The organism is Dietzia sp. (assembly GCF_036741115.1).
In the GTDB taxonomy this organism is placed as follows: Bacteria; Actinomycetota; Actinomycetes; order Mycobacteriales; family Mycobacteriaceae; genus Dietzia.
The window spans coordinates 1-8,375 of the sequence record NZ_DAINST010000102.1 but is presented as its reverse complement, the minus strand read 5'-3'; the positions used below and the strand labels follow the sequence as shown (position 1 = coordinate 8,375).

Genomic DNA, 8,375 nt, shown 5'->3' with positions numbered 1-8,375 from the left:
ACGCGCCAACCTCTTCCGCCGCCGAGACCACCAAGCCGGATTCCTTTTCCCCAGAGAAGAAAGCGTTCCTCGACGGGCTCCGCGATGAGGGGTACCCCGACCTCCCAGAATCCGTCGGCGACACTCTGTGGGCCGTCGGTCAGCGGGTCTGCGCGCTCCGCAGCAAGGGCGCTACGCGCGAGGAAATGCTCGGCGCCGTCTCCCCCGTCGCGGAATCCGTGGCCTCGATCGTCCCGAGGAAGAACGCCCACGATGTCTCCGCGGCGGTCGCGGACTCTGCGCTTGCCGCCGACTGCCCCTAGCGCCCGGGCTCGAGGCCGCGGGGCGCCGAGCGCACGGGCACCGAAGACCCCGCGCCTCCGCGCCGGACCTACGTGGTGTGGACGATGAGGATGTCGCACTCCGCGCGGCGCGCCGCGTCCCCCGGCACCGAGCCCCAGAAGCGACTCGCGAACTTGTTGATCCCGCGGTTGCCCACGACGAGAAGGTCGACGTTTTCGCTGCGCGCGAGCTTGACCAGCGAGTCCACGGGGCCACCCTCGATGGTCTTCGTGGAAACCTTGTCCGCGGCGACGCCCATGGCCACCGCGCGCTCGCGGGCGGCGCGGACGATATCGGCGGCCGGATTGTCTCCCTGGATCTGGTACGCATCTTCGCCGAGCTCGTCCGCGGCATAGGTGCTCGCACGGGACTCGAGCGGGGTGTAGGCGCAGCCGATCAGCAGCTCGGCATCATGAGCCTCGGCCACACCGGCCGCCTTGGCAACCGCCTTGAGTGAGGTCTCCGATCCATCGGTCCCGACGAGCACCTTCGTGTAAGCGGACATAAACGGACCTTTCGTAGTGGGTCGACTCCGACGCGTCGGCGCCCGGGAAACCGCGCCACGTATGTGGCACGGGTCTCCCTCCGCGCCTGTTCCCGGACAGTCTAAGCCAGTGCACACCCTCGCGGAACCGAACGGGCGCTAACCGACATCTACGCTGCTCCCCTCGCCAGGATCCGCTTCGACCTGCTCGGCTCCAGAACACGTGCTATTCCAGCCCCGCGTCCCGCATCGCCCGCAGCTCCTTCTTGAGATCCGCGATCTCGTCCCGGAGCCGCCCGGCGAGCTCGAACTTGAGCTCGGTTGCCGCTGTCTTCATCTGTGTTGTGAGCTCGGCGATGAGCTTCTCGAGGTCCTTCGCCGGCATGTCCTTGGGGCGATCGAACTCGCCGGCGAGCAGGGCATCACTCGTGGGGTTTTCCTGCGCACCGCCTTCCGCTGGCGCATCGGCATCTTCGTAGACGAGTTCGAGGATGTCGTTGATCCGCTTGCGGATCGGCTGTGGATCGATCCCGTGCTCGGTGTTGTACGCGATCTGTTTCTCGCGGCGGCGCTCGGTTTCGTCGATCGCCTCCTGCATGGAATCCGTGATCCGGTCGGCATACATGTGGACCTCGCCGCTCACGTTTCGGGCCGCGCGGCCGATGGTCTGGATGAGCGATTTGGTCGAGCGGAGGAAGCCCTCCTTGTCCGCGTCGAGGATGGCGACGAGCGAGACCTCGGGCAGGTCGAGCCCCTCGCGCAGGAGGTTGATGCCCACGAGCACGTCGTAATCGCCGCGGCGGAGCTGGCGGAGCAGTTCGACGCGCTGCAACGTATCGACCTCCGAGTGCAGGTAGCGCACGCGGATATCGAGCTCCACCAGGTAATCGGTGAGGTCCTCGGCCATCTTCTTCGTGAGCGTAGTGACCAGGACGCGCTCGTCCTTCTCGGCCCGCGTGCGGATCTCTTCGACGAGATCGTCGATCTGCCCCTTCGTGGGTTTGACGACGACCTTCGGGTCGACCAGGCCGGTCGGACGGATGACCTGCTCGACGAACTCGCCCCCTGCCTGGCCGAGCTCGAAATCGCCGGGGGTCGCCGACAAGTAGATGGTCTGGCCCACTCGCTCGCGGAATTCCTCGAAGGTGAGCGGCCTGTTGTCGAGCGCCGAGGGCAAGCGGAACCCGAAGTCCACGAGGTTGCGCTTGCGCGACATATCGCCCTCGAACATGGCGCCGATCTGCGGGACCGTGACGTGCGACTCGTCGATGATCGTGAGGAAATCGTCCGGGAAGTAGTCGAGCAGGGTCGCGGGCGCCGAGCCCGCCGGCCGGCCATCGATGTGCCGCGAATAGTTCTCGATGCCGGAGCAGAAGCCCACCTGCTGGATCATCTCCAGATCGTAGGAGGTGCGCATGCGCAGGCGCTGCGCCTCGAGCAGCTTGCCCTGCTTCTCGAGCTCGGCGAGACGCTGCTCGAGCTCGGCCTCGATCGCCGCGACCGCCTTGGCCATGCGCTCCGGGCCTGCGACGTAGTGGGTCGCCGGGAAGATGCGGATCTCCTCGACTTCCCGGATCGTCTCGCCGGTGAGCGGGTGGATCACGTGCAACGAATCGATCTCGTCGCCGAAGAACTCGATGCGCACCGCGAGTTCCTCGTAGGTGGGGATGATGTCCACGGTGTCGCCCTTGACGCGGAACGTCCCGCGGGTCATCGACATGTCATTGCGCTGGTACTGCACATCGACGAGGAGGCGGAGGAAATCGTCCCGGTCGAGGGTCTCGCCAACGTGCAGCGGAACGGAGCGATCCAGGTACGACTGCGGGGTGCCGAGGCCGTAGATGCAGGAGACCGAGGACACCACGACCACGTCCCGCCGCGAGAGCAACCCGGAGGTGGCCGCGTGGCGAAGCCTCTCGACATCGTCGTTGACCGAGGAGTCCTTCTCGATATACGTATCTGTCTGCGCGATGTACGCCTCGGGTTGGTAGTAGTCGTAGTACGAGACGAAATATTCGACGGCGTTGTTGGGAAGCATCTCGCGGAGCTCGTTCGCGAGCTGGGCGGCGAGTGTCTTGTTCGGGGCCATGACCAGCGTGGGACGCTGCAGCTTTTCGATGAGCCACGCCGACGTCGCCGACTTTCCCGTACCCGTGGCGCCGAGCAGCACCACGTCCCGCTCCCCACGGCGCACTCGGGCATCGAGCTCAGCTATCGCCGTCGGCTGATCGCCCGAGGGCTCGTACGGACTCTCGACCACGAACGGCGCTCTCGAGCGCTCGACATCCCCGATCGGGCGGAACTCGGAGTGGACGGTGTACGGATCGGTGCCGTCGTCGGGAATCTCGGTCGCGAAAGCCATGCGCCCATCCTACGAGCGACCCCCGACATTTCCCGGGGCGCCCACGTCGGGACAGCCGAGCGGCCGACAAGCGCGGACCGCCCGCGTCCCCCGTCCTACCTACCCCGCCCACAAAATATCGGCAAATGTTCGCTCAGGACTATTTAGGTGGGCTATGACCTCGATTACAGTGGACTCGAATATCTCTCCAAGACTGCGACACCCGCCGAGGTCGTTCATGCCCACTCGCCCGCCCCGTAATTCCGCCTCTTCCCCGGTTCGCTCCGCCGCGCGCCGTCCACGCCTCCGCCGTGCGCAGGGTTCGCTCCTCGCGGTAGTCGCCGCGGCGGCGTCGATCACCGCGCTGTGCGCCGTCACTCCCATGTCCCCCAGCGCATCGGCCGAGCCCTGCCAGGGAGTCGACCAGGGCAGCACGGGTGCGCTCGGCGATCCGGGCGAGTTCGCGCTCGACGCCGCCTACCGCGCGGCGAGCCAGGCGGGGATCATCGACGACATCGCGAACGCCATAGTCGGCTCGCCGTCGCCGTGGTTCGCGCCCGTCGGCGGGTTCATGCCACAGCTCACGGGGCGAACGCAGGCGGTATCGCTCGTCACGGGCAGGACCAGCGCGAACAAGACCCCGGAGCGCTTCGGGATTACGGGCACGGACCTTGGCATCCTCTGGGACAACGGCGCGGGCCAGACCCTCATGGCGTCGGGCGACACGATGGGCAATTGCATCGGCGACACTCAGTGGCGCTCGAACGTGCTCTTCCGCTCCGGGGACGGCGACCTTTCCAACGGCATGCATCTCGACGATGCCCCCATGGAGGCCCCTGGCCTGGCGAAATCGATCATCCCGCGCTCTGGGATGCCCGCTCTCGAGCGCACCACGATCCCCACCGCCGGCATCTCCGTCGCGGGCAAGCAATACCTGCGCTACATGTCGGTCATCGACTGGGGCGCTCCCGGCCACTGGGCCACGAACTACTCGGCACTCGCGGTCTCGGGCGACAACGGCGAGAACTGGGCCCCGCTCCCCTGGACGTGGCGCGTTTCGGGGCAGAACCGCTTCCCTCTCGGGCCGGCGAACGACTTCTCGTATGACATCGACGTTCCCGCCTCCCCGGCCGCTCCCGCCCACACCGAGCGTCGAAGCGACGGACCGCCGCGGATGGACGAGGGCCAGATGAGCGCATTCCTCAAGGACGGGGATTTCGCCTACGAGTATCTCACGCCCTCGGGCCGCCAGGGAGACGCCCGGCTCGCCCGGGTCCGCATCAAGGACGGTGCCGGGCAGGAGTATTGGCAGGACTTCGAGAACCCGCGGGCGTACGAGTACTGGGACGGCGGCGCGTGGGTCCCGGACCCGCGCCGCGCGGCGCCCGTGCTGCCGGCGCCGGTCTCCGAGCTCTCGGTCTCCTACAACCAGTACCTCGGCCGCTATGTGGCGCTGTACACCAATGCGGACAACAACATCGTGATGCGCCAGGCGGACTCCCCCGCCGGACCGTGGTCCGGAGAGGATGTCCTGCTCTCCTCGCGTTCCATGCCGAGCATCTACGGCGCGTATGTGCATCCGTGGTCGAACGGTCGGGACCTCTACTACACCGTGTCGACATGGGACGCCTACAACGTGTTCCTCATGCGTACGAATCTCGACGCCGTCCGGCGAGACCAGATCACCCCGGAAAACCGCCCCGACCCGACCACGACCGGCGAAGTCGTCGAGACCGGCCGCACGGCGATACCCGGGTTCTAGTCGAGGGTCGAACCGGGCGCTCGAGCGCAGATCCCATCCCCTTCCAACCACCCCTTCGAATTCGCATATCGAGGAGCCCCCTTGTCCCGCACCCATCGAGTCCTTCCCGCCCTGGGGCTCGCCACCGTTCTCGCCGCCATCCCGGCGGTCGCCGTCAGCCCCGCCTTCTCCCCGTCCGCGCACGCGGGTCCCTGCAGCGAGATGTTCGGCAACTTCGGTTCGCTCCGCGAAACGCAGACCCAGGCCGGAATGGGCGGCAGCTCGGGCTCGGCCGGCTCGCTCGATTCCGGCTCGCTCGGCTCGACGGGGTCCTCCGGCTCCTCCCAGTCCGCCGGGGACGCGGTGGGCTCTCTGTCCAACCCGCTCGGGTCGATGGCGGACAACGAGTTTCTCACCCAACAGCTCGAGACCGGTTCGCTCGGAAACGGGCTGTCCGGCAGCCTCGACCTCGCCGTCGGCTCGGCCTACGGCTTCCCGCAGTGGGTCAACGGCGACCAGGGCACGATCCCGGTGCTCAAGGGACCGACGAAGATCACGCAGCTCCTCACCGGACCGACGAGCCCGTTCGACACCCCCGACATGTATGCGATCGGCGGCACCGACCTCGGGTTCATGTGGGACAACGGAAACGACGCGAAACCCCAGGTGCTCATGGCGTTCGGCGACACCATGGGCGACTGCTCCATCCCGGGCAACCAGTGGCGCGGCAACGTGATGTTCCGTTCCGACGACCGCGATCTCTCCGACGGTCTCTCCCTTTCCGCAGGCGACGGCGTGCTCACCGGCACCGACGGGCTGGCCAAGGAAATGGTGCCGCGCACCGGGAAGCCCGGCGAGGTCACCATCATCCCCACCTCGGGCGTCTCCGTCGACGGTAAGCAGTACCTGCGCTACATGTCCGTGAGTCGCTGGGGCGTCTCGGGCACGTGGGACACGAACTACTCGGGCCTCGCCGTGTCCGAGGACAACGGCGAGACCTGGACTCCGCAGCCGGCGATGGCGCGGCGGATCACCAATTTCGCCGAAGGTATCGGCGAGAACCCGCCCGCAGTGGACGGCAAGTGGGCCCGCGCTCAGATGAGCGGCTTCGTCAAGGGCCAGGATGACGACTACCTCTACGAGTACCTCACGCCCTCGGGCCGCCTCGGCTCGGCGATCCTCTCCCGCGTCGCACAGGACGAGGCGAAGATCGGTGACCCCGGCGCCTACGAGTACTGGAACGGCGGCTCGTGGGTGAGCGACATCAATGCCGCGAAGCCCGTCTTCGGTGCCCCCGTGAGCGAGCTGTCCGTGCAGTGGCACCCCGGCCTCCGCCGCTACGTTGCTATGTACTCCTCCGGGCTCCGCTCCGTGATGGTGCGCACCGCCCCGAGCCCCACCGGGCCGTGGAGCCAGGCGACCACCCTCATCGACTACTCGGTGCTTCCGGGCGCCTATGGCGGGTTCATCCACCCCTGGTCCACGGGCAAGGACCTCGATTTCGTGGTCACGACGTGGAACTCGTACAACGTCTACCTCGCCCACACCGATCTCTCGCAGATCTCCCTGCCGGGCACGGACGGGATCAGCTACGGAACGGGCGGCCCGCAGGCCGGGCAGACAGTGCAGACCGGCCGCCGCGTGGGTGCCGTCGACGGCGGCACGAACACCGATGCCCCGGCCGTCTCGGTAGCCGAGACCGGGACCACGGTCGAGCGCACAGTAAGCCGCGACGAGGTCGAGGCCAACGGCGGCGTGGTCCCGGAGAACTAGCCCGAGGCCCCTCGGGCGTCAGACCTCGGTGTCGTCGGCGTCCGCTGCGGCAGCCGACGCGGCGAGCGGCTCCCCCGCTCCGCGAGCGACCCGGATCTCGAGCGGCCGGGCAGGGTCGACCCAGCGCAGCACGAAGGACTCGTCCGGGTCGGGCACGTACCCGGCCTGGGTCAGGCGTGTGACGACGGACGCCGGATCCACCTCCGGCGCCGGACGCACCTCAAGCGCCACCACGTCGACCGCCGGGATTCCCTCGGCGGTCGGCCCCACGTGCTCGACCTCCGCCTCGAGCCCGCCGAGCGCGTGCCGCAGCCGGCCCGCCGCTCGCCGCGCCTCGTCTCGCCACTCGGGCAGCGGCCCGATCACTTCGTTCTCGGGCAGCACGGCGCGGCCATGGGCGAGGTTCGCGGCCATCTGGGTGATCCGCAGATCCCAGGCCTCGCGGACCTGCTCTCTGAGCGCGTCCTCGGCGCCGGCGTTGTCGAGGAGTACGTCGGCGACGGCGCGCCGCTGCTCATCGCTCGCCTGCCGCTCGATCCTGCTGCGCGCATCGTCCTCCGGCAGGCCGCGCAGCTCCACGAGGCGGTGCAGCCGCACGTCCTCCGGCGTGTCGACGACGAGGACGAGGTGATACCCGGGGGCCATCCCGCCCTCGACCAGCAGGGGCATATCGTGCACGACGATCGCGTCGTCCGCAGCCTGCGCGAAGAGCTCGGCCGTCCGCTCGCCGATGAGGGGATGGGTGATTGCATTGAGCGCCGCGGTGCACTCCGCCGAGACGAAGGCCCGCTCGGCGAGGGAGGCGCGGTCGAGCGCCCCGTCGGCGCCGACGATGTCCTCGCCGAACTCCGCGGCGAGCATGTCGAGTCCGGGCGAGCCCGGCTCGACGACCTCACGGGCGATGTGGTCGGCGTCGATGATCACGGCGCCGAGCCTCGCAAGCTCCGCCGACGCGGTGGACTTGCCCGCGCCTATTCCTCCGGTGAGTCCCAGGATCAACACGCCTCCCAGAGTAGAAGATCCGCGGGCGAACCGAAGCGCCCGGGCGGAATCGAACGTCCGCCGTCATGTGCGGATACTACCAACCTGCGCTTGAGCCACATAGACCAAGAGAGGGCCCCTCCCCACCGCAAGGTGGAAAGGGGCCCTCTCATTCGGCGCAGGCGCGCGCCCTAGGGCCGGAGCCTAGTTGTTGCCGGCGAGCTTCTCGCGGAGCGCGGCGAGCTGCTCGTTGGCGAGCGTTCCGCCGGCCTCGGAGTCGTCCGACGAGCCCTGCGAGGCAGAGGAAGCGGAATCCGACGAGTAGTTCGACGGGGCGGCCTCGGCCTGCTCGGCAGCAGCGGCGCGGCCCTTCTCGATCTGCACCGCGTGGAGCTTGTGCCGGCGCTCGGCCTCGGCGTAGCGCTGCTCCCACTCCTCACGCTGCTTCTCGAAGCCCTCGAGCCACTCGTTGGTCTCGGCGTCGAAGCCCTCCGGGAAGATGTAGTTCCCGGCCTCGTCGTAGCTGTCGGCCATACCGTACTTCGAGGGATCGAAGTCCTCGGTGTAGTCCTCGTCCGCCTGCTTGAGGGAGAGCGAGATACGACGACGATCGAGATCGATGTCGATGACCTTGACCATCGCATCGTCGCTGACGGCGACGACCTGGTCCGGGACCTCCACGTGGCGCTCGGCCAGCTCGGAGATGTGGACGAGGCCCTCGATGCCCTCCTCGA

General features: G+C 68.1%; 7 protein-coding genes. 3 read left to right on the top strand and 4 right to left on the bottom strand.

What is annotated here, in order from left to right; all coding sequences use genetic code 11:
• Positions 1–302: hypothetical protein (locus V7E05_RS12855; RefSeq protein ID WP_333620039.1), on the top strand; the 302-nt coding region annotated here is incomplete at its 5' end.
• Between the two features lie 68 nt (positions 303–370).
• Here the strand turns inward: V7E05_RS12855 and V7E05_RS12850 are convergent.
• On the bottom strand, positions 371–826 hold the full coding sequence (locus V7E05_RS12850) for a universal stress protein (protein WP_333620038.1): 456 nt from the start codon (positions 824–826) through the stop codon (positions 371–373).
• A 205-nt stretch (positions 827–1,031) separates the two neighbouring features.
• Positions 1,032–3,167 (bottom strand): excinuclease ABC subunit UvrB, encoded by a 2,136-nt coding sequence (gene uvrB / locus V7E05_RS12845; RefSeq protein ID WP_333620037.1) that lies wholly within the window; start codon positions 3,165–3,167, stop codon positions 1,032–1,034.
• 361 nt (positions 3,168–3,528) lie between these two features.
• Here uvrB and V7E05_RS12840 point away from each other — a divergent pair, with 361 nt between their 5' ends.
• Together V7E05_RS12840 and V7E05_RS12835 are read left to right on the top strand one after the other, a co-directional pair.
• Positions 3,529–4,908, top strand: a complete 1,380-nt coding sequence (locus V7E05_RS12840; RefSeq protein WP_333620036.1) for a DUF4185 domain-containing protein — start codon at positions 3,529–3,531, stop codon at positions 4,906–4,908.
• A gap of 81 nt (positions 4,909–4,989) precedes the next feature.
• On the top strand, positions 4,990–6,660 hold the full coding sequence (locus tag V7E05_RS12835; protein WP_333620035.1) for a DUF4185 domain-containing protein: 1,671 nt from the start codon (positions 4,990–4,992) through the stop codon (positions 6,658–6,660).
• An 18-nt stretch (positions 6,661–6,678) separates the two neighbouring features.
• Here the strand turns inward: V7E05_RS12835 and coaE are convergent, their stop codons facing one another.
• Positions 6,679–7,662 carry a dephospho-CoA kinase gene (gene coaE / locus V7E05_RS12830; RefSeq protein WP_333620034.1) on the bottom strand — a complete coding sequence of 328 codons (984 nt, stop codon included), beginning with the start codon at positions 7,660–7,662 and terminating at the stop codon, positions 6,679–6,681.
• 183 nt (positions 7,663–7,845) lie between these two features.
• The coding region (locus tag V7E05_RS12825; RefSeq protein ID WP_333620033.1) for a S1 RNA-binding domain-containing protein at positions 7,846–8,375 on the bottom strand (530 nt) is incomplete at its 5' end.

Coding starts and splice junctions, on each gene's coding strand:
- V7E05_RS12840 (WP_333620036.1), top strand. CDS start 3,529: ATGTCCCCCAGCGCATCGGCCGAGCCCTGCCAGGGAGTCGACCAGGGC.
- V7E05_RS12850 (WP_333620038.1), bottom strand. CDS start 826: ATGTCCGCTTACACGAAGGTGCTCGTCGGGACCGATGGATCGGAGACC.
- uvrB (WP_333620037.1), bottom strand. CDS start 3,167: ATGGCTTTCGCGACCGAGATTCCCGACGACGGCACCGATCCGTACACC.